Consider the following 26,724-nt stretch of genomic DNA (forward strand, 5'->3'; position numbering starts at 1 on the left):
GTACTTTTTCAGAACCTGCCCCATCCAAGCCCACTACGTATGAAAAGACGGTTGCTCCTGTTTCTGCTATTTCCGCTGATTATCAGCGTCCACGCCCAACAACTCACGCCCCGACAGCTGTATCCGGGGCTGTTTGAGGAAGTGCAGTTGGGCCGCATATACCCCGACAACAAAACCTTCGTGGATGCCCTGCCCAAAGAGTCCCCGGAGGCTATCATGCAGGCGTATGCGCAGCAAAAGAATACGCCGGGCTTTCAGCTTAAGGCCTTTGTCGACGCTCACTTTTTGCCCCCCACCGCTTCTACTACGCTCTACCAAAGCAATGTAGCGGCCGGGCTGCGGGCTCATATCGATACGCTGTGGTCGGTGCTGGCGCGCCCGGCTGATGCTGGGGAGCAAATTTCGTCCTTAGTGCCCTTGCCTCACCCTTACATTGTGCCTGGGGGGCGTTTTCGGGAGGTGTATTACTGGGATTCCTACTTTACCATGCTGGGCTTGCAGGAAGATGGGCAATTCGCGCTTATACGGCAAATTCTGAACAACTTCAGCTACCTGATTGGCAAGTATGGATTTGTGCCTAATGGCAACCGGACGTACTACCTGACCCGCTCGCAGCCGCCGTTTTTTTCGCTGATGGTGGGCCTGTTGGCGCAGAGCCAGGGCGATACGGTGCTGGTGCGCTACCAGGAACCCCTGCTGCGGGAGTACGCCTATTGGATGGCCGGCGCCGACTCGCTGGCCGTTGGGCAAGCCGACCGCACAGTGGTGAAAATGCCCTCCGGCCAAGTGCTCAACCGCTACTGGGATGCCAGCGACCAGCCCCGCGAGGAATCGTACGTGGAAGATGTGACGGCCGCCAAGCTCAGCTCCCAGCCAGCAGCCACGTTTTACCGCAATGTGCGCGCGGCGGCAGCTTCCGGCTGGGATTTCAGCACGCGCTGGTTCGATGAATCGGGGAAGCTGGCCTCTATCCAAACGACCAATCTGGTGCCCGTCGATTTAAATTGTCTGCTGTATAACCTCGAAAAGACTCTGTCGCGCACTTACGAGCTGCAAGGCAACGCGGAGCAGGCGCGTAGCTATCAGGAGAAAGCAGCCGGGCGTAAAGAAGCCATTCTGGCGTATTGCTGGGATAAGAAAACCAGCTGGTTTCAGGACTACAATTGGGTGCTGGGGCAGCGCTCGACTATCCGCACGCTGGCGGGCGTTTTTCCGCTGACTTTTGAATTAGCCACGCCCAAGCAGGCCCGGCAGGTAGCCGCCGGATTAAAGAAAGATTTTTTGAAGCAGGGGGGCTTATTAACCACCCTCAACACCAGCGGGCAGCAGTGGGACGCGCCCAACGCCTGGGCTCCCTTGCAATACATGTCCATCCGGGGGCTGGAAAACTACCGTCAAAAGGAGCTGGCCAGCACGATTGCCAGTCGTTGGGTAGCGCTTAACAGCAATGTATTTCAGCAGACGGGTAAGCTACTGGAGAAGTATAATGTAGTGAACACAACTCTGGAGGCCGGCGGTGGCGAGTACCCGTTGCAGGATGGCTTCGGCTGGACCAATGGGGTGCTGCTCAAGGTAATGAATCAATACAAGATGACGGAAAAAGATGCAGCGCGAAAGTTTAGATAAGAAATAATGTCATAGATAATAGGAACGGAGGTTACGCTGCCAACCAACCCTTTTGGTAAGAGTGCGCACGCGGCACAGATAGTTGCCACCGAGTTAAAGCTGCCAACATCTATTCAGTCTGTGGAAGACGTATTGCTATAAATAGCGGAAGGAGTCTGTTCAGGAATTGGTGCAAACGTTTCGGGCATCATACAGCCTATAGCCTGAACAAAAAAAGGTGGCCTTTTGCAAGGCCACCTTTTTTCAACGCAGTGCAGTAGCTAGTGCAGCCTGTCTGGCTGCGTCATCGTTAGGCTAAATCGAAGCGGCCAAGGTTCATCATTTTGGTCCACACAGCTACGAAATCACGCAAGAATTTCTCCTGGGCATTTGCATAGCCGTACACTTCGGCTAGGGCCCGTAGCTCGGAGTTCGAGCCGAAAATCAGGTCTACGCGGGTGCCGGTCCATTTTACGGTGCCAGTCTTGCGGTCACGACCCTCGAAGGCCGTCTGCGCGTCCGACGTGCTTTTCCAGGTAGTGCCCATGTCGAGGAGATTGATAAAGTAGTCGTTGGTAAGAGCGCCCGGCCGGTCAGTAAACACGCCGTGCTGCGAGTGGTCGAAGTTGATATTGATGGCCCGCAGGCCCCCAAACAATACTGTCAGCTCGGGTGCAGTGAGCGTCAGCAGTTGGGCTTTATCCACCAGCATTTCCTCGGCCGAAGCTTTGTGATGCGACTTCTGGTAGTTGCGGAACCCGTCGGCGGCTGGCTCCAGGGCCCGGAACGAGGCCACGTCGGTTTGCTCCTGTGAGGCATCCGTGCGGCCGGGCGCGAACGGAACCGTCACCTCGTGGCCGGCGTTGCGCGCGGCCTCTTCGATGCCGGCATTGCCCGCCAGCACTATCAGATCGGCTATTGATACCTGCTTGCCGTCGGTCTGGGCACCGTTGAACTCGCGCTGCACGCCTTCTAGCACTTGCAGCACTTGCGCCAGCTGCGCCGGATTATTCACCTCCCAGTCTTTCTGGGGAGCCAAACGCAAACGGCCGCCGTTGGTGCCGCCGCGCTTGTCAGAGTCGCGGTAAGTAAAGGCTGATGCCCAGGCGGTAGACACTAATTCGGGCACCGACAGGCCGGAGGCCAGAATCCTGCCTTTCAGGATAGCGGCGTCTTGGTCATCCACCAGAGCATGAGTAACGGCTGGTACCGGATCTTGCCAGATCAGCTCTTCTGTGGGTACTTCCGGGCCGAGGTAGCGCTCAATCGGGCCCATGTCGCGGTGGGTCAGCTTAAACCAGGCGCGGGCGAAAGCATCGGCAAACTGGTCGGGGTGTTCATGGAAGCGCCGCGAAATCGTCTCATACGCCGGATCTACCCGCAGGGCGATGTCGGTGGTGAGCATGAAGGGGGCGTGCTTTTTGGCCGGGTCGTGGGCATCGGGGATGGTGCCAGCGCCGCCGCCATTCACGGGCCGCCACTGGTGCGCCCCGGCGGGGCTCTTGGTCAGCTCCCACTCGTAACCAAACAAGTTGTTGAAGTAGTCATTGCTCCACTTAGCGGGCGTGCTGGTCCAGGCGCCTTCGAGGCCGCTGGTGATGGTGTCGCCGGCGTTGCCGGTGCCGTAGCTGTTGCGCCAGCCCAGACTCATTTCTTCCATACTGGCCCCGGCGGGCTCCATGCCTACATACTTGCCGGGATCGGCGGCGCCGTGGGTTTTGCCGAAGGTGTGGCCGCCGGCAATCAGAGCAACCGTTTCTTCGTCGTTCATGGCCATACGGCCGAAGGTTTCGCGAATGTCACGGGCAGACAAGGCTGGGTCAGGATTGCCGTTTGGGCCTTCCGGGTTCACGTATACCAAGCCCATCTGCACGGCGGCAAGCGGGTTTTCCAGTTGGCGGTTGTTGGTGTAGCGCTCATCGCCCAGCCACTCGGCCTCCGAGCCCCAATAGATGTCCTGCTCGGGCTCCCACACGTCTTCCCGGCCACCAGCGAAGCCAAAAGTTTTGAACCCCATCGACTCCAGGGCGCAGTTGCCGACGAGCACCATCAAGTCGCCCCAGGAGATCTGCTGGCCGTACTTCTGTTTGATGGGCCACAGCAGCAGGCGAGCCTTGTCGAGGTTAGCGTTGTCGGGCCAGCTGTTGAGGGGAGCGAAGCGCTGGGCGCCCGAGCCGGAGCCGCCGCGCCCGTCGCCGATGCGGTAGGTGCCGGCGCTGTGCCAGGCCAGCCGGATAAACAAGGGGCCGTAATGTCCGTAGTCGGCCGGCCACCAGTCCTGCGAATCCGTCATTAGGGCAAAAAGATCCTGCTTCACGGCCGCCAGGTCGAGCTTCTTGAACTCCTCGGCGTAGTTAAAATTGCCCCCCAGCGGATTGGAAATGCTGGCGTGCTGACGCAGAATATTGAGCTTGAGCTGATTGGGCCACCATTCGCGGTTGGTGCGCCCCCCGCCGGCGCTGCGTTGCAGCGCGCCGCTGCTGAAGGGGCATTGGGCGGCTGCCGGGCCATTTACCTCTTCAAGAATTGAATCACCCGTGGGGTGTGCATGCTGACTGTTGTCCATCTTGGAATTGGGTTGCTGTGTTATGGAAGTATAATACACAGCTCGCCAAAAAGTTTGGACTTATACCAGTGGAGCTTGCTCGCAACGCACTAGTCATTTGGGATATATCTATCCGACTATCTTGTAAAAAAGTCAGTATAGGATAGATGTGAGGCCTACTAGTCGAGTAGGGCGTCCGCAGAAGCGAAGGGCTTATAAATTAGCCTCAAACCAACCTCATAACCAGCTTTACCAGTTTACTGTTTTGCTTACCAGCCAGCCCCTTTTGTTTTGGTGCGAATACGGCACAGATAGTTGCTGGCCGTCAGATAGAGCGTGCTGCCGTCGTCGCCCCAAGCCAGGTTGGCAACCGCTACGGGCAGGCCAATGCGCCCCAAATGAGTGCCATCGGGGGCTAATACGTGCACGCCGCCGGGACCCGTGGTGAAGACGTTACCCTGCTGATCTACCTTAATGCCATCGGGCATACCTTTTAATTCTTTGGTAAGTGGCGTGGCATCGAAAAAAACGCGGCCTTTTCCTAAGCTGCCATCCGCGCGCACCGGATAGGCTATCACTACCGCCCGCTTCGGGTCCGATTGGGTGACGTACAGCGTTTTTTCGTCGGGGGAGAAAGCCACACCATTGGGGCGCGTCAGATCCTGAATCACTAGCGTTACTTGCCCCGACTTCGCTACCCGATACACCCCACTGAAATCCAGTTCGCGCCGTGGGTCTTTTTCCTGCTCGGGCAGGCCGTAGGGCGGATCGGTGAAGTAGATGTCGCCGTTCGATTTGATAACCAGATCATTGGGGCTGTTCAGGCGCTTTCCTTCGTAGCTATCGGCTAGGGTGCGCTTGCCACCATCTTTTAGCAGTACCGATATACGCCGGTCACCGTGCTCACAGGCTACCAGCTGGCCCTGCTTATCGAAGGCAAGGCCGTTGCTGCCCGACTCCTTACTGTAGGTGCCCAAACCCGTGTAGCCGGCGGGTTTGAGATGTTCGGCCAAGGGCTCGCCTTCTTTCCAGCGGTAAATCACGTTTTGGGGCGCATGAGAAAACAGCAGCGCACCTTCCTGCTTCGACCACACCGGACCTTCGGGCCAGGTAAAACCCGACGCCAGTACTTCGATTTTGGCATCGGGCGCGACCAACTGATCTATGGCTGGCTGGTCGCGGATAATGCTGCCTAACGTGGGGTATACGGGCGGCGTGCGTTGCGCCCGGGCGGGCGCAACGTGAGCCAGCATCAAAGACGCGACCCCTAGTAAGCAAAGCAGAAACGGCTGATCCATAAGCGGAAGGAAAATGCTACCCTAGTCGTTACGGCAGCCGCGGTATCGTGTTCGGATGGAACAGCGGCAAAAAGCCCCCAGCAGCTATACTGGTCCCGCGCCTGGCTAAGAGGGGCGTTTCGCCCACAACTTCTACTGGCGGGCCGGCGTAACCAGATACGTGCTTTTAGTGCCTTAAGAAGCCTTTTCTTTCACTGATTTTCCAGTCAGCTTATGTGTGGCCGCTATACATTTATCTCGCCGGCTCCCGCCATTGAGGAGCGTTTTGATGCCCAGTTTATGGAAGAAATGCCCCCCAACTATAATGCGGCGCCTTCGCAGCATCTGCCCATCATTACCAACAGCGCCCCCAGCCAGATTCAGCTGGTGCAATGGGGCTTGGTGCCGGGGTGGGTGAAGGATATTAAAACGGCGCTGAAGCCTATAAACGCCCGCGCCGAGACCCTGGCCGAGAAGCCCTCGTTTCGGCAGCTGCTCCAACGCAAGCGCTGCCTGGTGCTGGCCGACAGCTTTTACGAGTGGCAGCAAGTGGCGCCGCCAGCCGGAAGCAAGGGTAAAAAAGCCAAGGTACCCCACCGTATTCTGCTGCGCAACGAGCAGCCGTTTGCCTTTGCCGGCCTCTGGGATGAGTGGGCCGACCGCGAAACGGGCGAAGTGCTGCCTACTTTCACCATCATCACCACGGAGCCTAACGACCTGATGGCCAGCCTGCACAACCGCATGCCCGTGATACTGCCAGACCGAAAAGCGGAGCTGGCCTGGCTCGACGACGGCGTATCGGTGGATGAGCACCAACACTTGTTGCGCCCATATGCCACCGAGCTGATGCAGGAATATACCGTCAGCACCCTCGTCAATTCGCCGGCGCATAACTCTCCTGATGTGCTGGAGGCCGCTTAAGTTTAGCCGGGTTTGAGCTACAATGACTGTTAAGCTGTTGCTGCTTTAGTTAGTAAGCACTGAAATTTTGAACGCAGTATCAACAAAAAGCCCCCCAGACAGACTCTGGGGGGCTTTTTGTTGGCTATTTAGTAGATGGCGCGAACAAGTGGACGGCCTTTCTGGCGCGGGGCTTTTTTGTATTTGTACTGCGCTTTAATGGGCTTGCGCTTGGCATAGGGCCCGATGGCCATAGGTGCTGTTGCGGCCAAAGGTCTTATTTCAGCAGCCACTGTGCCAACTGTCTCGCCCAAAGCCATAAACAACAGAGTGCCAAAAAGTAGAAAGTATTTGTGCGGCATAGGAGGTGGAAAAAAGGTGAAAGAGATTGGTTTAGGTGGATCGGGTATGCTAAACATATGAACTTATATGTATCATAAAAAATACTTTCTTATTTATATATAATATGATCGAATTATTGCTGACCGTTTTGCTGAATTGCAAAGCTTGGCCTAGTATTACTTAAAAAAGCCCCCAGACACTATCTGGGGGCTTTTTTAAGTAATACTAGAAAGCCTTAAGAAGCTTTATTGGCAGGCTAAAAGCTTACGAAGCTTGGTTCGCTTGCGGCTTCGGACCGTTGTTCGGCTTTTTATCTTTTTGCTCATTCACCGGCTCAGCCGACGTATCGTTGTCGTCAGCGGCATCGATGGCCTTGTTCACTACGACTACCGCGATGGCAGCAATAGCGGCGATTCCCAGAATCAGCTGGGTAGTCGTCAAACGCTGAGCTGTCTTTTTCAGTAGCGTGCCACCATGAAGGAGCAGGTCGTCAATACGGTCGTGGTTGCCCTGAAAGATAACGTGGTAGGCACTTTCGAGCGTACGGGTTACGTCTTCAGGCAGAATTTTCTCTAATTGAGTTTCTAGTTGTGTTTGGTTGTCCATAGCGGAGGTTAGCGAAACGAGTGAAAAGTCGATACAGAATAGTGGCTAAGCCACCGGGAAGCGTGTACGCAAAAACTCATTCGCGGGCTGTCCTTTTTTCAATTAACCTTGGATAAGCCTGTATAACCAAAGCTTCAGGTATACAGTAGCCATAACCCAGCATCCAGATTGCCAACCAACAAAAAAGCCCCCCAGAGTCTGTCTGGGGGGCTTTTTGGGGTAAGAAATAACAGCGCTTATTCGTAGACCTTTACCACAAAAACGAAATCCTGTAGCTTACGCAGCTGCTGCGGACGCGTGTTGCCGGTTAACTGGTTGAAGCGGGGTAGGTTATAAGGCTGAGCAGGCTTCGCCGTGGCCAGCGAATCGACTAAGCGCATCAGGTATGACGACTTAGTAGCAAAAGCGGCGCTTTGTACATCCGTCTGTCGACCACTGATGATACCGATCAGGTTGCCGCGGTCATCAAGCAGCGGCCCACCGCTATTGCCTGGATTCACGGGAATGGAAATCTGATAAAACCCGGTATCACCTTCAAAACCCGAGCGGGCGCTCAGCGAACCATCGTTAAATACCAGATCTTCACGTGGATATCCTAATGTATATACTCGCTCGCCTAGCTCGGCCAAGCCACGCTTGAAGGAATAAGGCAAGCGGCCAAAGCCATTAAACTTTGGATCAGTGATGCGCAGAATAGCTAAGTCGTGGGCGACATCCGAGAAAACAGGTTCGGCGCGGAAGCGCTGCCGGTCCCGGCTCTCAATCAGGACCGAATCGGCTCCTTGAATGACGTGGTAGCTCGTTACCAAGTAGCCATCGGTAGTCAAGGCAAAGCCCGTTCCGCTGAATTTACCCGGATTTGCTTCCTCGGTGGGGCGCGGCTCATCCATCAAGGTGAGGGCCTTGTTCATCGCGCGCTGGTTGCGCTTGATGCGCTCTACCTCCCGCCGCAACACGGTGTAGCCGTATAGCGAAGGCTTTTGCTGAGCGGTACGCCACATCTCCAGCCCAAGCAAAGTGGCAAACACCGCCAGTATAGCCACGGAGGCTGCTACCGCGATAGTGGCGCGGTGGCTGCTCCAAAACTCCCGCAGATGCTGCTCCGTGCGCGAAATGCGCATGACCGGCATGGTGGGGTAGCCAGTTTCGATAATAGCTTCCGTGGCGGCTTTCTCCACATCAAGCGCAGCCTGCATGGCCCGTAGCTTACGCCGCGTAGTCAGGCGCCGGCCGTAGCCATGGAGCGTAGCAGTCAGCTCGTTGAAATCAGCAAGCTGCTGGGCTAAATCCGGTTCGGCGGCCAAGCGGCGCTCCAGAGCAGCGTGTTCCTCGGGGGGCAGCTGTCCGCTCTGGTAAGCGTCAAATAAAGCGTAGTAATCAGCTTCAGTTTTCATAGGACTGGTCGGAAGCGAGCTTCCTCTATACTGGGAACCGAGCTTGTCGCTAAAAAGATTCTTCTTCCTTATAATGGGTGAAAAACAGCTTTTTAAGACGCACCAGGCACTTGTATTTTTGATTTTTGGCGTTGTCGGCATTGGTATAGCCAAACTCAGCCGTGAGTTGCTGCATGGATTTCTCCTGCAGGTAAAAACCTTCAAGCAGCGACCGGCAAGGCTCTCCCAAGTGGTTGAGGGCTTCGGCCATCGTAGCGAAGCGCTGATCGCGCTCTTCCGCTTGGTCGACATCCGCTTCCGCACCGGTTTCGAGGTAGGGCTCATGGTCTTCGAGACGACCGCCAAAACGGTTTTTCTCAGCTAACCGTTTGAGCCACAGTCGCCGACACACCGCGTAGAGGTAGGTTTTGATCTGGCAGCTCAGCTCCAAAGAGCCCTCGCGCACCTTTTCATAAAACACCATTACGCCCTCCTGATACACGTCCTTGGCCTCGTCCTCGGTGCCACTATTTTGCAGCACCAAGTGCGAAATCATGGGCAGATGCAGGCGGTAAAGTTGTGCCAATGCCCGGTCGTCGCCGCCCTGGATGGCAGCCACGAACTCTTCATCAGTGTAGGAAGGTTGACCCTTACCCATTCGCTTTGGTCTTTAATACAAAGAGGATGACTTAGTAACCCTCCCCAAAAATTATTTTCTACTGCTGGGTTACCTTTCAGTCGAATGGGTATGAAGGACGTTTTTTAGACAACTTTTCAAACCTAACACCAAAATGAAGAACTTCCTGAAAGTATCTGCCTTGGCTTTTGTATTCGCTGCTGCCCTGACTTCTTGCGAGTCGAAGCCTGCTGAGACTGAAACTACTACCACCGAAGTGAGCACTGAGACTACCGTTCCGGCTACTACCGACACTACGATGGCTGCTCCTGCAGACTCTGCTGCTATGACTGCTCCTGCTGACGGCACTTCGACCTCGACTACCACTACTACGACTCAAGAGTAAAAGTAAGCAGCTACCGGCTTAAACTGGTAAGTTGCCAAACGGCCCGGCCTCCTGTGAAAGGAAGCTGGGCCGTTTTTTTGTGTAGGTAATCTTCTGTAACTGCTTTAGCTATAAAGTAGTAGGCATAATAGTTAGGAAGGCTGTAGCTCTAGGACTAGAGTTTCTCTTCCAGCCATAAAAAGCCTGCTCCCAGCAAAAACAAGCCGAAGAACCAAGTCGCCGGCCACGCCTGACGAGTGAGCACAGGTGAAGCCGCAGCGGAAGCAGATGCGTCGGCTAGCCAAGCTTGGGCCGCCTGCTGGCGCAGCTCGGTTTCGGGGCCGAGCCAATTTTGCGCCCCAAACACGTAAAATGAATGCACCGCCTTCTCGGCCAGCGCCACGCGGTGCCACCCCGCTGAGTCGGGCCAAAACTGACCGGTGCTCCACTCAGGTAGACGCGTATCCTGACGTATAGCCAGGGGTATAGGCTGGGCCGCAGCCCCTTGCACGGTGGGCGCGGTAGTAGGAAAGCTGGCCGCCGTTAGCTGTGCCTCTACGGGCGTATTGGGGTGAGGCCAGGCTGTTGTTACGCACCAAGCGGCCGTTGCCGGTTCGGGTCGCGCTACGGCAGTCAGCAGACGGCTCCAATAGGCATTATAGGTCAGCGAATCATTTTGCAGGGCCCACCGGAAGGTTTCGGGCAGTACCGATACGACCATTGTTCCGGCCCCCAAGCGCTGAGATGCTACCACAGTTTGCCCCTGCCCAGTTGTGATGAGGGGTCGCAAGCGGGCCGATGGCCGCAAGGTAGCCGGCACTGTAGCAGTGGTGCGGCCGGGAGCCCCCGGCCACAGTACAGGCTGAGGCTTCGCAGATGCGGCCGTAGCGACAGGCACAATACTAAAGGCGGCCCGAGCAGGCGTGAGGCGCGGCAGCGGAGCAGCATCGGCCAGCACGATAAGTCCCGGCCCCCCAGTGCGCAGCGCGGTAGTGAGCTGTTGAACTTCGCCCCCGGAAAGCGTGGCCAGCGTACCCACATCGGCTATGATGGCATCGTAGCGCGCTAGCAAAGCGGGTGTAAGCCGGAAAATATCGTGGGTAGACTGGTTGAGAAATTCAGTTTGCGTCAGGCCCCGACTGATGCCTACGCGCAAGGCTACCGCGTGCTGTCGCGTGCCAAGCTGGTTTTTCAGGAATTTGAATTCAAACGATGGGGTGCTTGCCAGCAGTAACACCCGCAACGTGCGGGTGGGCACTATCTCTACGGGTACGGGTTCGGAGGCCAACATTTGCCCCCCACGCCGCGCTACCAACTCGTACACAGCCAATCCGGCTGCCTTCGGCACATAGCTCAGCTGAAAAGCTCCCCGGCCGCCTGTTAAGCGCACCGAATCGCGGGGTGCACCCGCCGCTCGCAAGTGTACCCACGTTGGTGTGATGTTATTGGCGCTGGAGGGCAAATTATCGAAGGCGCCCGCTATCTGCAACGGCTGGCCTAGCTCCACCCGCGGCGTCCAATTAGCTGTCCGAAAACCCGCGCGAGCCGGGGGCGCATACCGAACCAGCCGGACCGGACCGAGCATGGGCAAGTCAGCGGCCGGTAAACCTTGGCCCAGCACGTGCAAGCGGCGCAGGTTGGGTTGTTGCTCTCTGATCTGTAGAAGGTTAGCTATTCTAACCGTATCAGCTCCGACTACAGAACCGGTGCGCCACAGGCGGGTGGCTGGTCCTAAGCGACGCAATAGGGTTTGCAGTGTATCTGGCTGGAAGCCTTCGGTAAGTAAAATGGTCTCGTACTGCGAGCCTGTTACGCTGCGGGTAGGCGGGAAAGCTGTAAACCACAATCCCACTCCGACTAGTAAGCCCGCCAATAGACGCAAGGCAAGCCGCTGTTGGTTGGGCCGGCGCAGGGCGCTCCAAGTCAAGCCAACAACCAGCAGCACACACAGTGTAAGCAGGGCGTAATAAAGAAACGTGGGGGGCATTTTAGACAAAACTTACCGGCTTAGTTCCTGGAAATACCGCTGGGCCAGCGGGTTGGCAGTCAGCACCCGTGTAGGTGCTGCTGCCGGTGGTGGCAGCAAACCGGTAAGCGCCCGCTCCACCGACGGCACAAGCTCAAGGCGCAGCGGCCGGCCGGCGCGCACATCGGCCACTAGGCCACGCAGGTCACGCAAGGCGGTGAGGTAGGCCCCCGGACGCTCCAGCGCGGCTTGCGCCAAGGCTTGACCAGCTTGTTCAAGTAGCAAGGCGTTAGCCGGTTTGGCGACTTGGCCGCGGCGGGTAGCGCCCAGCCAACGCAACGCGGTGCGCACGGCTGGCTGCGTAGGCGGGGCGGCAATTTTCTGCTCCCGACGCGGGGCGGCGGCATTACCCATCTCCCCCGTAAGCCGGAGCGTAGCCTCCGGCAATACCGGCGGCGTAAAGCCCGATTTTTTCACGTAAGCGCGCGTTTGCTGCTGCACTTGCTTGAGCAGGCGCAGGGCGCGGTACTCATATGGCAACGCTTCCTTTAAACGACTGGTGCGCAGCCGCAACTCCGCTTCCCACATTTGAGCCAGCACGCCACGCAGCTTGGCTTTCACCTCTGGCTCCAGAAAGTCGGCCGTTTCGCTGTCGTCGTGCAAGTGCATGTAAGGCTCCATAAGGGCAGCGGTGGCAGCCTCACCGGGAACGTCGGTGGCGGACGAAAATTTGTCGCCGCTGTGGTCGTGGCCATCGTCGGCCGAATGCTCTTCCTGCTCGGTGCTTTGTTCTTGCTCGGCGGTGGCGGGGTTATCTTCCTCCTTTTTCGCTGCGGGCGGACGAGTGGCTGTTTCACCAATGCCTTGCTCAAACTCTTCGCCCAAAAACTTGCCATAGCGCATACGCAGAATCTTCTGGTCGAAGCCTAGGTTATTGCCGCGCTCCGCAACCGTAGTGGCAGGCAAGCGAGGCTGCTCGGCAATCAGCTTTTCGGTGTCAATAATGATCTGACGCTGGCTCCTAAAGTAGGCTGGTACCACATTTACACCCAACGATAAGTCGGAAGTGCCATCAACTACAGCCGTGTCTTCCCATTGCACTAAGTAGGTGTCGGAGCGGGTGCTGCCACGGGCGTTGTCCCAGGCTTGCACGTAGAAATATACCTCATCCCCATACGTCAGACCGAGCTTTGGCAAGCTAAGTAGATGGGTAGCGGTGGCTTGCGCGGGCTGTCCGCGCAGTGGGCCGCTTAAGTCCGTCACAACTTCCGTAAACTTCACTGCTTCGCCCTGCCCTTGCGCAACCGTCGTTACCAAACGGGCCCGACTCAGGCCGTAGTCGTCGCGCAGGGCTACCCGAATCGCTATTTGCGGCTTGTCGCCAAACTCGATGAGAGTATACGGCTTCGGGTTCTGAATCTGAACCACGGGCGCTTGGTCGGGCTGCACGTCAATAGCATAGTCATCGGAGGCTTTGCCCGCAAAACGTACTCGATAAAGCACAGATGCCGTCAGTACTTGCTCAGCTACGAAGGTATTAGCTTGCCCTAACACAGCCCGAAAAGCCACCCGCCGCGTGCCCAACTCCAGTTGAGGCGGAGCGTCGGCGGCTCGGTTTACGCGCACCGTCCACCGCACTCGCGACCCACTAGGACAGCGGAAAGAAGCCATAGCGGCGCTCGTAGCAGGGCGGCGGGTATAGGCCGGCGGCGTCACATTGATGCGCGTATCAATAACTCGCGGCGCGGCTTGCGCCGCAGGGTTAATCTTTTCTTCGGGAAAATTCAGCGCTACGGCGGGGGCTACAGTTGGTGCTATGGCCTGCGAAGTTGGTCGCAGCCACCAGGCCGCTCCCGCCAGAGCAAGTAGCAGCCCAGCCCAGCCCAGCGCCGACCGAACATCAAACGGCAGTAAGGTCTTGTCCGCTGCTTGCAATTCCTGCAAGCGACTACTCACCCGCTGATGCTGCAGGCTTTCAAGCAAATTCAATTCGGACGGCTCGCGAAGCAATAGGCCAGTGCTATCCTCCAGTTGGGCAAAACGCCGGTCGAGCTGCCGCGCTATGGGCGCCAAGTCAGGGTTCCAGAAGCGCCGTAGCTGGATAATGGCGTAAGCAGCCAACAGCAGCGCAGCACCTCCTACGGCCCACATCGGTACCGGCCAATAGCGGGCAATTACCGCCAGCCAAATGCCCCCCGCCACGATGGGCAACAGCAGCGCGCCCGTTCGGCGCAAAGCATAGCGGCGCCACTCGGCCCTGAGTGCGGGCGAGGCGACCAAAGAAGGCGCTACAGCAGCTTGGGTAGTGGGTGTCATGTAGGAGAAACGGGAGAAGAAGTGGGCCGCCGACGGGCCAGTAGGCGCTCCAATCCAAAAAGCAAAGCCGCTAACAGTACTGCCCAAGCCCGCAAATCAGTGAACGTATCAGGAGCTGGCTGAACTGCTTTCTGGGGGGCTTTTTGGGCAAGATCGGGGCTACGCTGAATAGCTGCTTGAACTTGGCTCGGAGCAACTACCCGCTGGTCATTACGGGCTAAAGCAGGAATTGGTATAGGTGGCTGTAGCAACCCAAGCAGCAAAGCCGGCAATTCTGGACTATCCGGGAGGCCACTCCACGTTGGATTCAAGCGCGTGTGCAGCGTGTATACCTGGCCGCGCCCTTCCGCCCGCCGTGACAGTACAGGCTGGCCTGAGCCATCTGCCCAAATAGCAGTGGCGGGGGGCAAAATAGCGGCCGTATCGCGGCGCAAAATTGGAATAAGTGTCTCTGCTCCAACAGGTCCAAATGAAGCCGCAACGGGGGTGCCCGTTCCTGCTGCCTGTTGCCACCAGTTTACCCCTTTGCCCACACGCAGTTTCCAGGCTGCTGGCATAGGTGCTTTGCTCAGCCAGAAAACCCAAGTCAGCGAGTCGGAAGGGGAGGGCGCGGTGGCCGAAACGGTAATGACTGGCGGCACTAACAGGCCGCTACTCACCGCTCGTAATGCCGCTGCTAAATAGCGCGCATCCTCGGCTTGGTCTGGGGTATAATACACGCGCAGACGCATGGGGGCCTGCACAGGTGTAGCTACGGGATCAGGTACGAGGTGCACAGCCGCCTGATTGTTAGCGCGTGTTTCATACTGCAAGGCGGGCAAACCCGGCACTAGCAGAGTTCCAGCCGTAGTTGGCCGCGCCACCGTAACCGCCTGAAAAGTGGTTTTTTCTTCATCGCTACGCCCAATTAGTAGGCGTAGCTTATCTATATCACTAAGGCTCGCAGCTTGCACCCACGCACTTGAGTCGGGAGTAGGGATAAGCTGCCAGGTTAGGTTGGGGGGCAAATTAGGGCGGGTGCCTTGCAAGTCGGCTAGCTTAGCTGGTGTGAGTAAATGCACGGGCCGATCTGCAAAACGCTGCGCGGCCTGGGCTGCGCGCGCCCATAAAAAATCTGGTTTGGTTGAATAGCCTACAGAGTCAGAGGGCGCTGGATTCGCTACTAGCGCAGTCCACTCTTCTGGTGAGATTGACGGGAGTCCTTTCTCTAAACGACTTACCTCGTACCCGCGGCGCCGGAGCGAATCAACTAGCGGGCGTACGCTTGGTAGCGCAGCGGAGGTCAGCAGCTCGGGGCTTACCAGTACCTGACCACGGGCCGGCGGTGCGGGCCGTTGCCAGGCAGGCCCAGCCAATGCCACCGCCAATATCGCAACCACAGCCGCCCGCAACAGCAGCAATAGGAGTTGCTCCAGCTTCAGGCTGCGCAGGCGCCGGTTGGCCGCTGCCGCCAGCCACCTTACGCTGCCCACTTGCACCGTGCGGCCCGGCCGCCGGTTCCAAAGGTGGATAGCCAAGGGTATTAGCAGCCCCAGCAATGCCAGCAACGCAGATGGAGTGAGTAGGGTGAACAAGATTGATTTAAGAATTAGTAATGAAAGACTTATCTAATCGACCGTCATGCAGAGCGGAGCGAAGTATCTCGCGTGTTTAGTTAAGGTTAGTAATCCTGTGTCAGCACGCGAGATGCTTTGCTCCGCTCTGCATGACCATCTATTGGGTTGATATATAATGAATAAAACATCACTCATTTAAAAGCACAAAGTAGATCGAAAAAGCCCCCCACGGCTCACATCTGTGCCTCGCGGCGGCGCAGAAACTCGCGCATTGCCTGATCTAGCGGATCAGTGGTGCTAAGTTGATGATAGTCAAAGCCGTGGCGTCGGGCCGATTGCGCCGTGGTACGCAGCCATTCCTGGTGGTTCTGCTGATAAGCGACCCGCTGCTGATCGGCATCAAGCTGGAGAATCTGACCGGTTTCCAAGTCTTCAAACGTGATGGAGCCCTGGTAGGAAAACATCAGCTCGTTTTGAGCCACCAAGTGCAGTACCAATACCTCGCCGGCTACGGCCTGCAAGCGAGTGAGCAGGCGTTCCATCTCGGCTTCCTCCTCATATAAGTCGCTCACAAAAACCGTCAGAGCCCGCTGGCGCCGGGAGGTAAGGGGAGCCAACGTAGCCGTACTCGGAAAACGCCCTATTGCCTCAGTCTTCTCCAGCATATGATAAAGACGAGGCAACTGCCGCGATTCAGCCCTGGGGGGCAAATGTTGGAGCCCTTCTGGCTTTAGAATGCTGAGCGCTACCGCGTCGCCCTGATTAGTGGCCAGATACGCCATACTTGCCAGCACCAGCCGGGCATAATCCAGCTTGGTCAGGCCGTTATCGTCGCGGTGATTCATGCTGGCACTCGCGTCGAGCAGCAAATGAATCATCAGACTCGTCTCCACCTCCGACTCGCGGATGTAGTATCGGTCGGAGCGGGCGGCCAAGCGCCAGTCGAGGCGGCGAAGGTCGTCGCCGGGCTGGTAGGGGCGGTATTGGCTGAACTCCAGGCCCACGCCTCGCCGCCGACTCCGGTGCTGACCAGCCAGAAAACCCTCCGCCGCCAGTTTGGCAGCCAAAGGCAAGTTGCGCAGGGCGTGAAGGGTTTCTGGAGCCAGCATATAGTTCTTGGCTAAACGGCTACGGCTTTCAGCAATTCGGCTACGGCGTCATCGGCCGTAATATTCTCAGCTTCGGCATTAAAGTTTAACAGCACCCGGTGCCGTAGCACCGGCGGCGCCAGCGTCCGCAGGTCATCCAGCGTCACGGCGAAGCGGCCTTGGAGCAAAGCCCGTGCTTTGGCACACAGAATCAGGGCCTGCCCGGCCCGCGGACCCGCACCCCAACGGCCGTAATCCTGAATAAACTTCACCTGCGTAGTAGCCGGCCGCGTGGCGCGCACCAAGCGATTCACAAAATCGAGCAACTCCGGGCTTAGGCTCACCTGGCGTACAAGCTGCTGCAACTGACGAATATCGGCACTGCCCAGCACTGGTTTCACCTCGGCGCGGGCGGTGCCGGTAGTGCCGCTGAGTACCGCTAATTCTTCCTGTTCCGATGGGTAGCCAATGCGCACGTAAAGTAGAAACCGGTCGAGCTGAGCTTCGGGCAACGGATAAGTGCCGGCCTGCTCAATGGGGTTTTGGGTAGCCAGCAGAAAGAAGGGCTTCGGCAAGGCGTGCTCCTGACCAGCGTAGGTTACATGGCCTTCCTGCATGGCTTCGAGCAGGGCAGCCTGGGTTTTGGGCGGCGTCCGGTTTATCTCGTCAGCCAATACTAAGCTGGCGAAAATCGGCCCCTCGTTAAATTTAAAGGAGCGGTGGCCCGTACCGTGGTCTTCCTCCAGTACTTCGGTGCCCAGAATATCGGTAGGCATCAGATCGGGGGTGAACTGAATGCGCCGAAACGACATGTCGGTGGCGGCGGCTAAGGTGCGCACCAGCAAGGTTTTGGCCAGGCCCGGCACGCCTTCCAGCAGGGCGTGGCCGCCCGCCAGCAGCGCCACGAGTACCTCATCGAGCACTTCGCTTTGACCGACAATGACTTTGGCAATTTCTTCTTTGAGCGGCGGTAGTTTAGCAAGCAGGCGGTGTACTTCTTGTTCGGTCATGCAGGGGGCTTTTTCGGGCAATGGTTTCGTTCTGGCGCCATTTCCCGCAGAGTTTCGCAGAGGGAAGGCGCAGTATTTGGCTTGCGCCCTCCTTCGGGTCGCAGTGTTCTGTCAAGGTTAAGCGGTCAGCGCATACATCAAAATGTTGACGCCGAACTTCGTGTTGTCTTCGGCCAGCCAGCGCTTGTTGCGGTAGTCGTAGTCCCACTCGCAGCCGTAGTCTTTGTTGGAATACAAGACCCCAATGCGGCCGTTGATTTCCACCGCTTTCAGATAGTCGTGGATGAGGTCGTCGCCCCAGCCATTGAGCTCGAAGGCAGTGGGCGGTGGGCCATCTTTGAAAGTGAAAAACGACTTATAGATGGGGTGCGTTTTGGGGATTTTCTTGAGCGCCCCGGCCCCAAAGCACTGGCGCATCTGCTCCTCAAAAGAGCGGGCAAACAGGCCGTCGATGTCGTGGTTGCAGTCGTCTACGAATACGAAGCCACCATTGCGCACGTACTGGGTGAAATTCTGTTTTTCGGCCGCCGAAAACTGCACCAAGCGGTGCCCTGACAAGTAGCAGAACGGATAGCTGAATAAATCGGGGCTGTCTAGGGCTACCACTTTTTCCTTCTGATTGACGGGCACCGTAGTGTACTGAATCAGAGAGTGTAGCAGGTTGGTGGGCATTCGCTCATCCACAGAATCCCAGTCGCCGGAACGGTATTGGAGGCGCACGAAGGTAAAGGGAGCGGGCATAGAAGCAGGTAAGCGACGGAAAAGAGACGGCGCGGAGCCAACAAAGTTGCCTGGGGGGCAAATTCCGGTCGGAAAATACAACCTCCTATCGACTCATCCGCAGGACTTGAAGAACCTATTCTTGGCTTGTGAATTTATTCTGGCCCAATTAATGCAAATAAATCATGTATAAATAATACACCAATGCCTACAATACAATTTGGTATTTCAGCGTATTAGGTTTTTACTCCAACCCGCAACTACTATGAAACGCACTGTCCTATTGCTGTTTAGCTTATTTTCTCTAGCGCTCAGCGCACATGCCCAATTTGGTTTGAAAGGCGGAATTAACCGCGCTGTACTCAGCGGCAACGTCGGCGACGATGCCGAGTATCAAACCTCCTATCATGCCGGTATTTTTTATGAACAGAAGATCCTCGGCCCCATTTCATTGCAGCCCGAGTTGCTCTATTCGATGCAAGGCGCCCAAGCCCGTAGCCTCGTTCGTAACCAGTCGTTGGAGGAGTTTGATACCAAACTGCACTACCTCACCCTGCCCGTATTAGCGAAGGTGAACCTGGGGCCCGTCTTCGTGGAGGCTGGTCCGCAGTTCAGCTACTTGGTTTCGGCTCAAGATAATGGCCGCTTACAGGTAGATATGACCAGCTCCGGCCCACAGGAATACCTTGATTTTGACCGCGATTCGAGTGGTGATTTTAAGAAAAGCGACTTGGGTGTGGCGGTTGGCGCAGGCATCAAGCTGCCGCTGGGCTTGGCCGTCGGTGGCCGCTTTACCACCAGCCTCAACAACATCAGCGACTACCGCAACATCAGCGGTGTCAACGACCCGGAGTTAAAGAACCGCGTGTTTCAGGCCTATGTGAGCTTCCAGCTAGGTCGAAATAACTAACCCTAAATTTCCACAGCTTCATAAAAAAGCCCCCCAGAGATTGTCTGGGGGGCTTTTTATATTAATAAGTTGCCGATTACACAGCGTCCGATAAGCTGGTGAAGGTGAAGTCGCGAATCTTGAGCGGCGGCACCAAATTGCCCCCCAGACGTTGCGGCTTGCCTATTGCCTCAATATTATTCAGCATAATAATGGGCGACTCATTGAAGCGGAAGTTCTTCACGGGGTGCTTGATCTTACCGTTCTCGATGTAGAAGGTACCGTCGCGCGTCAGACCCGTAAAGAGTAAGGTTTGAGGGTCTACGTCGCGGATGTACCACAGGCGCGTCACCAGAATACCTTTTTCGGTACCCTTAATCATGTCCTGCACCGTTTGGGTGCCGCCTTCCATGATGAAGCCACTGGGGAAAGCGGTGGGCGCAACGTTATTCTTCTGGGCCCAGAAGCGTGAATAGTACATATTCTTCATCACGCCTTTCTCGATCCAGACCGTGCGCTTCACGGGCAAGCCGTTACCATCGAACACGCTGCCCGGCGCTTCCGCATTGAGCGGATCGGAGTAGATAGTAACACGCTCGTCGAATAGCTTCTGACCGAGCTTGTTTCCGCCCCCCTTTTTGCTCAAAAAGCTGCGCCCCTCATCCGCTGAGCGGGCGTCGAGCGAGTACATCAGGTTGTTGAGCAACCCTTCGTCGGAAACAAGCGCGGCCGGCTCCAAAATCACGGTGTACTTGCCGGGCTCAATGGCTTTGGCGCCCACCGAACCAGCCGCTTTATCGGCCGCAATTTTGGTCAGAGCCTTGGCGTCGAGCTTGTTGGCATCGGTAAAGTCAGCTACTGCGTAGCCCGAACCGGTACCATCAGGTGTGCGGACGGTGACGGAGAAATCAACATTCGTGTCCTGCTGATAAGCTTCGAGGCCTTTGCTGTTGCGCATGGCTAAGAAACTGGCGCCATCCTCTAAGTAGCCTGCCGCCGTAAGCTTGCGCTCTTGGCATAAAGCAATACTATCGGCGGCAGCCTTGGCCCGGAAATCAGGTGTTATACTGGCAGTCGTCTGAGCAAACGACACTGGCGTGAGGTACTGCTGCGGACCCAGCAGCGGCACATAGTCAGGGTCTTCGGGGGCGAGGCGGGCAATTTCTTCGGCCCGCTGTACGCAGCGACGCAGCGTAGCTTCGTCGAACTCGTTGCATGTGGCGACGCCCGAGCGTTTGCCAAAGCCTGACTCCACCACCAGCGACACGTTGTCGGTGGCGCCGGCGGTACTCACGTTGTTGCGGGCGTAGCGGATGTTGCCCCGGGTGCGTCCTTGCAAGGTTACGGTGCACTCGTCGGCCTTGCTATAGCTCAGAACTTTCTTAAGAATAGTCTGAGCTTCGTCTTTAGAGAGAATGGGCATTGCTAGCTGATTATATGGTAGTTATGCAACAATTGGCCTCCGCTCTAGCCTGTTCCTGATGGAGAGCTAGAACGGGAGTTCCCATTATCCAATCTTACGGGCAGTGTTGATGACGTTTACGCCGTTGAAGCGCGTAGTCGAGCTACCGTGGCTTACGGCGCTGCTCTGCGAAGGCTGACCTTTGCCGTCGTTGAAGAAGCCCGAGAAACGGTAGTCGGACTCGTCGCAGATGGCGGCGCAGCTGTTCCAGAACTCCAAGGTGTTGGTCTGGTAGGCTACGTCTTCCAGCATACCCGTGATTTTGCCTTTGTTAATCTCGTAGAACACCTGACCGCCAAACTGCGAGTTGTAGCGCTGCTGGTCGATCGAGAAGGAACCGTGGCCGGCAATGTAAATGCCTTTGTCTACGCCTTTTACCATATCGTCCACGCTCAACTTGGTTTTGCCAGGCTGCAAGCTCACGTTCGGCATGCGCTGGAACTGCACATCAGCCCACGACTGCGCATAGCAGCACCCATCCGACTCGTTCTGACCTACCATCGCGGCTTGGTCCCGAATCTTCTGGTAGTCGATGAGCATACCGTCTTTAATCAGGTCCCACTTCTTGGTTTTCACACCTTCGTCGTCGAAACCAACGGCACCGAGCGAATTTGCCTGCTGCTTATCGGCTACAATATTTACCAGCTTCGAGCCATAGGGCTGCTTTTTGGCGCGCCACTCCAAGGTGGCGAACGAGGTACCGGCGTAGTTGGCTTCGTAGCCCAATACACGGTCCAGCTCGGTCGGGTGACCTACGCTTTCGTGAATGGTTAGGCCCAAGTGATGAGGGTCCAGTACGAGGTCGTATTTGCCGGGCGTTACCGATTTGGCCGTCAGCTTTTGCTTTACCTGTTTGGTAGCAGCCGTAGCATCTTCGAGGATGTCGTAGCTGTTTTTGTAGCCTACTAAGTCAGAGCCAGCGGGGCCAGCTACTTTATCAGCCGCTTTCGGCGTGAGGTACTCGTAGCCCATGCCCATTGGCGCGCTCAACGCCTGACGGCTGCGGAACTTGCCCGAAGCGCGGTCAATGGCCGTTACACTGAATGTTGGCCAGATACGGTGAATATCTTGGTCGATATAGGAGCCGTCAGTGGAAGCAAAGTACTTCTGCTCATTTACTTGAAACAAAGCTGAGTTCACGAAGCTCGCACCGTTGTCCATGGCTTTCGCATTGGCACCTAACAGCAACTCCACTTTCTGGGCAATCGGTACTTCAAATGCATTCTGCTGAATCGGCGTTTTCCAAGCTACTTCACCGTGGCCTTTGACGGGCGCCAGTTTGACCTGCTCTTTCTGCACTTTGGAGTTGGCTTTGGCAATCTGCACGGCTAGCTGGGCAGCTTTGGCTAGACCGGCCTCACTTACGGTGTTAGTGGCGGCAAATCCCCAAGTACCGTTGGCCAGTACGCGTACGCCAGCGCCGTAGCTTTCTGTGCTTTGAATGTTCTGCACCTGCTTTTCACGGGTGAAAATGCCTTGGTTCAGGGAACGACCAATGCGCACGTCGGCGTAGGAAGCGCCTGCTGACTTAGCGGCGTTGAGCGCTGCATCGGCTAAACGCTTTTTCAGCGCTACGTCGGCGGCGGGTATCAGCAATTGCTCGGGCGTAACCAAATTGCCCCCCAGGCCTGGGAAGCTGGGCAAAAACAGGGCGCCGGCCGCTAAGCCCGACAGCCCGACAAAATCGCGTCGTTTCAAGAAAGTAGAAGTTTGAGTGAGGAGTAGAATGTAAGTACAAAACCCGCCGGACAAGGCCGACGGGTTTCGTAGTGACCAACGCTAGACGGCGTCGGAGAGACTGGTGAAGGTAAAGTCGCGAATCTTGAGCGGCGGCACCAAATTGCCCCCCACGCGCTGGGGCTTACCGATAGCCTCCAGGTTGTTGAGCATAATGATGGGCGACTCGTTGAAACGGAAGTTCTTCACGGGGTGCTTGATCTTGCCGTTCTCGATGTAGAAGGTGCCGTCGCGCGTCAGACCCGTGTACAGGAGCGTTTGCGGATCAACAGGGCGGATATACCACAAGCGCGTCACCAGAATACCTTTTTCGGTACCCTTAATCATGTCCTGTACTGACTGCGTACCGCCTTCCATAATCCAGCCGCTGGGGCGAGGGATATCGGGCACACCCGATTTCTGAGCCCAGAAGCGGGAGGTGTAAAGGTTCTTCACGACACCCTTCTCAATCCAGGTCATTTTCTGCTGCGGGCGGCCGTCACCGGAGAAGGTGAGGGTCGGAATCTCAGCGTTCAGCGGGTCGGAATAGATGGTGACGCGCTCATCGAATAGCTTTTCGCCCTTCTTATTTCCACCACCTTTTTTGCTCAGGAAAGAGCGGCCTTCGTCGGCGTTGCGGGCGTCGAGGGCGTTCATCAGAGCGGCGAGGAGGGAAGCATCGGTATTAGCTACCAGCGCAGCGGGCTCCAGAATCACGGTGTATTTGCCGGGCTCAATGGCTTTAGCACCTACTGAGGCAGCGGCTTTATCGGCAGCAATCTGGGTGAGGCGGGCAGCGTCGAACTTACTGGCGTCGTTATAGTCGGCCGTAGCGTAGCCCGAGCCGGTGCCGTCGGGCGTGCGCACCGTTACGGAGTACTCCAGATTGGTGATTTGCTGATAGGCCTCGAGGCCCTTGCTGTTGCGCTTGGCAATGAAGCCAGCCTCGTCATTCAGGAAGCCGGCAGAGCTGAGTTTCTTCTGCTCACACAGCTTCATGCTGGCGGCCGTTTGCTGAGCGCGATAGTCGGGGGTAATGTTGGCAGTAGCCGCTGCAAACGCCGCTGGCGACGGAGCCAAGTATTTCTGAGCGCCGAGGTAGGGGACATATTCAGGGCTTTCGGGAGCGAGACGAGCAATCTCTTCGGCCCGCTGTACGCAGCGACGCAGTGTGGCTTCATCAAACTCATTGCAGGTAGCGACGCCCGCACGTTTGCCGAAGCGCGACTCTACGGCTAGCGATACGTTGTCAACAGCACCGGCGGTTGAAATAGCATTACGTGCGGAGCGCACGTTGCCGCCCGTTCTACCGTTAAGCGTGACTTCACACTCATCGGCTTTGCTGTAGCTCAGCACTTTGGTCAGGATTGCCTGAGCTTCTTCTTTGGAAAGTATGGCCATTATATGTGGTTGTACTGATTATTTATGTGTGAATTTGCCTCCCAGCGGTGGAAGCAATCATTACCCGATTTTGCGGGCGGTGTTGATGACGTTCACGCCGTTGAAGCGGGTGGTGGCGCTACCGTGACTCACAGCTGACACCTGCGAAGGCTGTCCTTTGCCATCAAAGAACGACCCGAACAGACGGTAGTCGGACTCGTCGCAGATAGCGGCGCACGAGTTCCAGAACTCTAGCGTGTTGGTCTGGTAAGCCACGTCTTCCAACATGCCGTCAATCTTACCCTTATTGATGGCATAGAACACCGTGCCGCCAAACTGCGAGTTATAGCGCTGCTGGTCGATGGAGAAGGAACCACGACCGGCGATATAAATGCCTTTGTCGACGTTCTTGATCATCTCATCTACGCTCAGCTTGGCTTTGCCAGGCTGCAAGCTCACATTGGGCATGCGCTGGAATTGAACGGAGCTCCAGGAATCGGCATAGCAGCAGCCGTCCGACTCGTTCTGACCCACCATGGCGGCCTGGTCGCGAATCTTCTGGTAATCAACGAGTACGCCGTCTTTAATGATATCCCACCTCTTGGTCTTCACCCCTTCATCATCGTACCCAACCGCACCCAATGAGCCTGGTTGTAGCTTGTCAGCTACAATGTTCACTAGCTTGGAGCCGTAGGGCTGCTTTTTGGCTTTCCACTCCAGGGTAGCAAAGCTGGTGCCGGCGTAGTTAGCTTCGTAACCGAGCACGCGGTCAAGCTCCGTCGGGTGACCCACGCTTTCGTGGATGGTCAGGCCCAAATGGTTTGGGTCGAGCACCAAATCATACTTGCCTGGCACCACCGATTTAGCGGTGATTTTCTCCTTGGCCTGCTTTGCTGCCAAGGCAGCATCTTCCAGAATGTCGTAGCTGTCTTTGTAGCCGATAAGGCCGGTGCCCGCAGGACCAGCAATCTTGCCGGCGGCCTTTGGAGTCATATATTCATAGCCCATGCCCATCGGCGCGCTTAGCGCCTGCCGCGTCCGGAACTTACCGGAGGCGCGGTCGATGGCCGTTACGTCAAACGTTGGCCAAATGCGATGAACATCTTGGTCAATGTAAGAGCCGTCGGTGCTGGCAAAGTACTTCTGCTCGTTAATCTGGAAGAGCGCTGAGTTCACGAAGTTGGCGCTGTTATCTAAGGCCTTGGCATTAGCGGCCAGCAGCAACTCTACTTTCTGGGCAATAGGTACCTCAAAGGCGTTCTGCTGAATCGGCGTTTTCCAGCTCACTTCACCGTGGCCTTTGACGGGCGCCAGTTTGACCTGCTCTTTCTGCACTTTGGAGTTGGCTTTGGCAATCTGCACGGCCAGCTGAGCAGCTTTAGCTAAGCCGGCTTCCGTGACCGTATTGGTAGCCGCGAAGCCCCAGGTGCCATTTGCGAGCACCCGCACCCCGGCGCCAAAACTCTCACCGCTGGCAATGTTTTGCACCTGCTTTTCACGGGTGAAAATGCTCTGGTTCAAATATCGGCCAATACGCACATCGGCGTACGAAGCACCTGCTGACTTAGCAGCATTGAGCGCCGCATCGGCCAAACGCTTGTTCACCGCGGCATCCATAACTGATTCGAGCAACCGCTCTGGGCTAACCAGCGTGCCACCGAAACCGGGAAAATTGGGCAGGAACACAGCCCCCGCCGCCAGGGCCGAGAGTCCTACAAAATCACGTCTTTTCAAGAGGGTAAGGTTTTGGGAAGATGAGTGAAGATTTAAGTTTAGAGAGAAATCGGGAGAAACTCAATTTCAAGGACAAAGAATGCCCCCCGGGGCTGCATTGAACAGAATGTTATACACTATTGAATTGATACAAATAGTCCGCACCGCTGCTCTCCTTCACCGCTAGCTCAAGGATGACAGATGGAGAGAGGTAGTGACGTTCCATCTTATTCAATCAGTTTTAATAAGTCAGCGGCAATGCCGGGCCAGGGCTGGTTTAAATCAAGGGTCACGACGCGAACGGGGTGGCCGCCGAGGGTATAGCGCAAATCCACTTCACGAGTAGCGGCAGGGTAAAGCAGAATGCCTTCCAGCAGTTGGATGGGGGACAAATCTTGGTTCTGCAAGTAGGCGTACAGTTGGTACAGATGCGGCGAGATTAGCCGCTGCCGGTCGTAGCGCGGGCGCAGCGCGGCGCGGTAGTATTTGGTATCGAGAATGATCTTGCGCTCCGCAGACTCCAGTGTAGTGTCAGTAATCATGGCGGGCAGCATGCTCAGGTCTTCGGGCTCAACGGCGGCGGCTTGCCAGCTAATCGTTTCTGATAGCACCCGAAACCGGCGCTGCTCCAAGCGGTAGAAGTTGCGCACAAACGCCTCAAAAACCTGAGCCATCAGCCGTTCATCGCGCCGAAAATCCATGAAGCGGGTGCGGCCGTCGGCGGCAGGTTCAGGAAGTGCGCTTCGGTACAAAAGCTCACACACGTTCAGCAGTAAAGCTTCGTGGCCCGTCGGCCGGGTGCGACGCACAGTCCGCAAGGCATGGCTGCTGAGTGTCGTGGGGGGCAAATCGGTGGGAAAGCGCCGCCGCACCGCGCGCAACTCCTGGCGGAGAGTAGCCGATACTTGCCGCGCTCTGCTCATCTGATCCAAGGCTCCCAGCAATAGCCGAACGAAAGGGGTATCGGGCCCCAACTCATCGTAAGCGCACACGGCCCGGCCCCGCCGCAGCAAGTCGCGCGATAGAGAAGCATCCAGCAACACGCGCCCGCGCAACTCAGCCAGATCTTCCTCGCGCGCCACGTAGGCCGACCGCAATCCCTGGCTCAACAGTCGTCGCGTGCCCATGAGCAGTACTCGCCCCAGCAACTCCACGGGTCGATGAAAAGCCGTCGCTTCCGAAGTCAGCCACTCCTCCTGCTCGGGCAAACGGTTCCACGCGTAGCAGAGCAGGTAATAAAGGTTCTGAATCGGAATCAT

The 26,724-nt window shown here is 56.6% G+C and carries 21 protein-coding genes; 4 read left to right on the forward strand and 17 right to left on the reverse strand.

Annotated elements, in window-relative coordinates; genetic code table 11:
- Window positions 1-39: 39 nt before the first annotated feature.
- Window positions 40-1,626: an alpha,alpha-trehalase TreF gene (treF, locus tag H8B13_RS16595; protein ID WP_187311918.1), complete on the forward strand. Its 1,587-nt coding sequence runs from the start codon at window positions 40-42 to the stop codon at window positions 1,624-1,626.
- A gap of 289 nt (window positions 1,627-1,915) precedes the next feature.
- Here the strand turns inward: treF and katG are convergent, their stop codons facing one another.
- Together katG and H8B13_RS16605 are read right to left on the reverse strand one after the other, a co-directional pair.
- Window positions 1,916-4,171 carry a catalase/peroxidase HPI gene (gene katG, locus H8B13_RS16600; RefSeq protein ID WP_187311919.1) on the reverse strand — a complete coding sequence of 752 codons (2,256 nt, stop codon included), beginning with the start codon at window positions 4,169-4,171 and terminating at the stop codon, window positions 1,916-1,918.
- 248 nt (window positions 4,172-4,419) lie between these two features.
- Window positions 4,420-5,448: an SMP-30/gluconolactonase/LRE family protein gene (locus H8B13_RS16605; protein ID WP_187311920.1), complete on the reverse strand. Its 1,029-nt coding sequence runs from the start codon at window positions 5,446-5,448 to the stop codon at window positions 4,420-4,422.
- Window positions 5,449-5,661: 213 nt separating this feature from the next.
- Here H8B13_RS16605 and H8B13_RS16610 point away from each other — a divergent pair, with 213 nt between their 5' ends.
- Window positions 5,662-6,348, forward strand: coding sequence for an SOS response-associated peptidase (locus H8B13_RS16610; protein ID WP_187311921.1), 687 nt, complete (start codon window positions 5,662-5,664; stop codon window positions 6,346-6,348).
- A gap of 128 nt (window positions 6,349-6,476) precedes the next feature.
- On the opposite strand, the gene H8B13_RS16615 is transcribed toward H8B13_RS16610, so the two are convergent.
- From H8B13_RS16615 to H8B13_RS16630, 4 genes are all read right to left on the reverse strand, one after another.
- Complete coding sequence (locus H8B13_RS16615; RefSeq protein WP_187311922.1) at window positions 6,477-6,689, reverse strand: hypothetical protein; 213 nt, start codon at window positions 6,687-6,689, stop codon at window positions 6,477-6,479.
- Between the two features lie 244 nt (window positions 6,690-6,933).
- A complete protein-coding gene (locus tag H8B13_RS16620) occupies window positions 6,934-7,275 on the reverse strand; it encodes a hypothetical protein (protein ID WP_187311923.1) in 342 nt (113 codons plus the stop codon).
- Between the two features lie 236 nt (window positions 7,276-7,511).
- Window positions 7,512-8,669, reverse strand: a complete 1,158-nt coding sequence (locus H8B13_RS16625; RefSeq protein ID WP_187311924.1) for a serine protease — start codon at window positions 8,667-8,669, stop codon at window positions 7,512-7,514.
- 49 nt (window positions 8,670-8,718) lie between these two features.
- On the reverse strand, window positions 8,719-9,306 hold the full coding sequence (locus H8B13_RS16630; RefSeq protein WP_187311925.1) for an RNA polymerase sigma factor: 588 nt from the start codon (window positions 9,304-9,306) through the stop codon (window positions 8,719-8,721).
- 133 nt (window positions 9,307-9,439) lie between these two features.
- Here H8B13_RS16630 and H8B13_RS16635 point away from each other — a divergent pair, with 133 nt between their 5' ends.
- The gene (locus H8B13_RS16635) at window positions 9,440-9,670 is read left to right on the forward strand and encodes a hypothetical protein (RefSeq protein ID WP_187311926.1); all 231 of its coding nucleotides are present in this window, start codon (window positions 9,440-9,442) and stop codon (window positions 9,668-9,670) included.
- A gap of 154 nt (window positions 9,671-9,824) precedes the next feature.
- On the opposite strand, the gene H8B13_RS16640 is transcribed toward H8B13_RS16635, so the two are convergent.
- The 6 genes from H8B13_RS16640 to H8B13_RS16665 form a co-directional block, all read right to left on the reverse strand.
- On the reverse strand, window positions 9,825-11,636 hold the full coding sequence (locus tag H8B13_RS16640; protein WP_187311927.1) for a hypothetical protein: 1,812 nt from the start codon (window positions 11,634-11,636) through the stop codon (window positions 9,825-9,827).
- Between the two features lie 12 nt (window positions 11,637-11,648).
- Window positions 11,649-13,931, reverse strand: coding sequence for a DUF4175 family protein (locus tag H8B13_RS16645; RefSeq protein WP_187311928.1), 2,283 nt, complete (start codon window positions 13,929-13,931; stop codon window positions 11,649-11,651).
- Complete coding sequence (locus H8B13_RS16650; protein ID WP_187311929.1) at window positions 13,928-15,505, reverse strand: BatA domain-containing protein; 1,578 nt, start codon at window positions 15,503-15,505, stop codon at window positions 13,928-13,930. Before H8B13_RS16650 ends, H8B13_RS16645 begins: the two co-directional genes overlap by 4 nt.
- A gap of 215 nt (window positions 15,506-15,720) precedes the next feature.
- Window positions 15,721-16,596, reverse strand: a complete 876-nt coding sequence (locus tag H8B13_RS16655) for a DUF58 domain-containing protein (RefSeq protein ID WP_187311930.1) — start codon at window positions 16,594-16,596, stop codon at window positions 15,721-15,723.
- Window positions 16,597-16,607: 11 nt separating this feature from the next.
- Window positions 16,608-17,585 (reverse strand): AAA family ATPase, encoded by a 978-nt coding sequence (locus tag H8B13_RS16660; protein WP_133271331.1) that lies wholly within the window; start codon window positions 17,583-17,585, stop codon window positions 16,608-16,610.
- A 117-nt stretch (window positions 17,586-17,702) separates the two neighbouring features.
- Window positions 17,703-18,326 carry a DUF4159 domain-containing protein gene (locus tag H8B13_RS16665; RefSeq protein ID WP_187311931.1) on the reverse strand — a complete coding sequence of 208 codons (624 nt, stop codon included), beginning with the start codon at window positions 18,324-18,326 and terminating at the stop codon, window positions 17,703-17,705.
- A 244-nt stretch (window positions 18,327-18,570) separates the two neighbouring features.
- On the opposite strand from H8B13_RS16665, the gene H8B13_RS16670 reads away from it, so the two are divergent.
- Window positions 18,571-19,215, forward strand: coding sequence for a porin family protein (locus H8B13_RS16670; RefSeq protein ID WP_187311932.1), 645 nt, complete (start codon window positions 18,571-18,573; stop codon window positions 19,213-19,215).
- Window positions 19,216-19,291: 76 nt separating this feature from the next.
- On the opposite strand, the gene H8B13_RS16675 is transcribed toward H8B13_RS16670, so the two are convergent.
- The 5 genes from H8B13_RS16675 to H8B13_RS16695 all read right to left on the reverse strand — a co-directional run bounded on the left by H8B13_RS16675 (window position 19,292) and on the right by H8B13_RS16695 (window position 26,724).
- Entirely contained in the window at window positions 19,292-20,617 is a 1,326-nt protein-coding gene (locus tag H8B13_RS16675; protein WP_187311933.1) for a TldD/PmbA family protein, read from the reverse strand.
- Between the two features lie 84 nt (window positions 20,618-20,701).
- Complete coding sequence (locus tag H8B13_RS16680) at window positions 20,702-22,354, reverse strand: TldD/PmbA family protein (RefSeq protein WP_187311934.1); 1,653 nt, start codon at window positions 22,352-22,354, stop codon at window positions 20,702-20,704.
- Window positions 22,355-22,435: 81 nt separating this feature from the next.
- The gene (locus H8B13_RS16685) at window positions 22,436-23,773 is read right to left on the reverse strand and encodes a TldD/PmbA family protein (protein ID WP_187311935.1); all 1,338 of its coding nucleotides are present in this window, start codon (window positions 23,771-23,773) and stop codon (window positions 22,436-22,438) included.
- 60 nt (window positions 23,774-23,833) lie between these two features.
- Window positions 23,834-25,486, reverse strand: coding sequence for a TldD/PmbA family protein (locus H8B13_RS16690; protein WP_187311936.1), 1,653 nt, complete (start codon window positions 25,484-25,486; stop codon window positions 23,834-23,836).
- A gap of 206 nt (window positions 25,487-25,692) precedes the next feature.
- A complete protein-coding gene (locus tag H8B13_RS16695; RefSeq protein ID WP_187311937.1) occupies window positions 25,693-26,724 on the reverse strand; it encodes a 5-methylcytosine restriction system specificity protein McrC in 1,032 nt (343 codons plus the stop codon).

It is taken from the genome of Hymenobacter sp. BT188, from assembly GCF_014333585.1.
Lineage (GTDB): Bacteria > Bacteroidota > Bacteroidia > Cytophagales > Hymenobacteraceae > Hymenobacter.

Bases quoted from the DNA above. Each gene is read 5' to 3' on its own strand.
- treF (WP_187311918.1), top strand. From the start codon at position 40: ATGAAAAGACGGTTGCTCCTGTTTCTGCTATTTCCGCTGATTATCAGC.
- katG (WP_187311919.1), bottom strand. From the start codon at position 4,171: ATGGACAACAGTCAGCATGCACACCCCACGGGTGATTCAATTCTTGAA.
- H8B13_RS16605 (WP_187311920.1), bottom strand. From the start codon at position 5,448: ATGGATCAGCCGTTTCTGCTTTGCTTACTAGGGGTCGCGTCTTTGATG.
- H8B13_RS16610 (WP_187311921.1), top strand. From the start codon at position 5,662: ATGTGTGGCCGCTATACATTTATCTCGCCGGCTCCCGCCATTGAGGAG.
- H8B13_RS16615 (WP_187311922.1), bottom strand. From the start codon at position 6,689: ATGCCGCACAAATACTTTCTACTTTTTGGCACTCTGTTGTTTATGGCT.
- H8B13_RS16620 (WP_187311923.1), bottom strand. From the start codon at position 7,275: ATGGACAACCAAACACAACTAGAAACTCAATTAGAGAAAATTCTGCCT.
- H8B13_RS16625 (WP_187311924.1), bottom strand. From the start codon at position 8,669: ATGAAAACTGAAGCTGATTACTACGCTTTATTTGACGCTTACCAGAGC.
- H8B13_RS16630 (WP_187311925.1), bottom strand. From the start codon at position 9,306: ATGGGTAAGGGTCAACCTTCCTACACTGATGAAGAGTTCGTGGCTGCC.
- H8B13_RS16635 (WP_187311926.1), top strand. From the start codon at position 9,440: ATGAAGAACTTCCTGAAAGTATCTGCCTTGGCTTTTGTATTCGCTGCT.
- H8B13_RS16640 (WP_187311927.1), bottom strand. From the start codon at position 11,636: ATGCCCCCCACGTTTCTTTATTACGCCCTGCTTACACTGTGTGTGCTG.
- H8B13_RS16645 (WP_187311928.1), bottom strand. From the start codon at position 13,931: ATGACACCCACTACCCAAGCTGCTGTAGCGCCTTCTTTGGTCGCCTCG.
- H8B13_RS16655 (WP_187311930.1), bottom strand. From the start codon at position 16,596: ATGCTGGCTCCAGAAACCCTTCACGCCCTGCGCAACTTGCCTTTGGCT.
- H8B13_RS16660 (WP_133271331.1), bottom strand. From the start codon at position 17,585: ATGACCGAACAAGAAGTACACCGCCTGCTTGCTAAACTACCGCCGCTC.
- H8B13_RS16665 (WP_187311931.1), bottom strand. From the start codon at position 18,326: ATGCCCGCTCCCTTTACCTTCGTGCGCCTCCAATACCGTTCCGGCGAC.
- H8B13_RS16670 (WP_187311932.1), top strand. From the start codon at position 18,571: ATGAAACGCACTGTCCTATTGCTGTTTAGCTTATTTTCTCTAGCGCTC.
- H8B13_RS16675 (WP_187311933.1), bottom strand. From the start codon at position 20,617: ATGCCCATTCTCTCTAAAGACGAAGCTCAGACTATTCTTAAGAAAGTT.
- H8B13_RS16685 (WP_187311935.1), bottom strand. From the start codon at position 23,773: ATGGCCATACTTTCCAAAGAAGAAGCTCAGGCAATCCTGACCAAAGTG.
- H8B13_RS16695 (WP_187311937.1), bottom strand. From the start codon at position 26,724: ATGATTCCGATTCAGAACCTTTATTACCTGCTCTGCTACGCGTGGAAC.